Here is a 1,353-nt window from a genome sequence, read left to right on the forward strand (position 1 = left end):
TGACCGGGCAGGGCAAGACCGTCCACGACAGGCGGCTGCCCAACACCGAGCCGAAGCTGCGGGAGCTGTTCGAGAAGCTGGTCGCGAAGTTCGGCGCTGTCCTGGTCGTCGTCGACCAGGTCGCCAACATCGGCGCCCTGCCGATCGCCGCCGCCCGGGCGTCGGGCTGCCGCATCGCCTACCTGCCCGGCCTGTCGATGCGCCGGGCCGCCGACCTCTACCCGGGCGAGGCCAAGACCGACGCCCGCGACGCGTTCGTCATCGCCGACACCGCCCGCACCATGCCGCACACCCTGCGCGCGGTGGACCGCGACGACGAGACACTGGCCGAGCTGACCATGCTCACCGGCTACGACAACGACCTGGCCGGCGAGGTCAACCGCACCGCCAACCGGCTGCGCGGCCTGCTCTCCCAGATCCACCCCTCCCTGGAACGCGTGGTCGGCCCCCGCCTGGCCTACCCCTACATCCAGGCACTCCTTCAGCAGCACGGCTCCCCGGCCAAGCTGAAGAAACTCGGCCGTGCCCGCTGCGAGGCCCTGCTCAAGGCCCACGGCTCGCGCAAGGCCCACCACCTCACCACCGAGATCTTCGACGCCCTCGCCGAACAGACCCTTGTGGTTCCCGGCACCGAGGCCAGCGCGCTGATCGTGCCCGGGCTCGCCGCCCAGCTCGCCGCCGCCCACACCCAGCGACGTCAGGCCGAGCAGGAGATCGCCGCCCTGCTGGAGGCCCTCCCTCTTTTCCACCTCCTGACGTCCATGCCCGGCATGGGCGTCAGGACCACGGCGGCAGTGATCGTCGCAATCGGTGACGGCGCCACCTTCCCCACCGCCGGACACCTCGCCTCCTACGCCGGACTCGCCCCCGCCACGAAATCCTCGGGCACCTCCATCCGCGGCGAGCACGCACCCCACCGCGGCAACCGGCTCCTCAAACGCGCCCTGTTCCAGGCCGCGTTCGCCGCGATCGGCTGCAAAACGGACCCGTCCTCCCGGACCTACTACGACCGCCAGCGCGCACGCGGCAAGACCCATACCCAGGCCATTCTCCGCCTGGCCCGCCAGCGCGTGAACGTCATCCACGCGATGATCCGCACCGGCGCCCTCTACGAACCACGCACCCCCGACGACGTCGCCCTCGCCGCCTGACGACCCCCACCCCCGCCACCCTCCAGACCCCCATCACGCCCGCACACCGGCACGGCCCGCCCAGCCCGCCGGCAGCCGGGCTGCCCACCAGACACCCGATCCGCCGGGAACATCCCGCTTCGCGGGACGTTCCCGAAAACCGGGATTAACCCTCATAAAGCGACCCTGACGAGGTTGACCAAACAGATAGGGGCACCCCCCC

At 71.2% G+C, this 1,353-nt stretch carries 1 protein-coding gene; it reads left to right on the forward strand.

The features are described from left to right. The coding region (locus ACIPXC_RS35020; RefSeq protein WP_401626555.1) for an IS110 family transposase at nt 1-1,151 on the forward strand (1,151 nt) is incomplete at its 5' end. Between the last annotated feature and the right edge of the window lie 202 nt (nt 1,152-1,353).

It is taken from the genome of Streptomyces sp. NPDC090021 (genome assembly GCF_044748225.1).
Classification (GTDB): Bacteria; Actinomycetota; Actinomycetes; order Streptomycetales; family Streptomycetaceae; genus Streptomyces.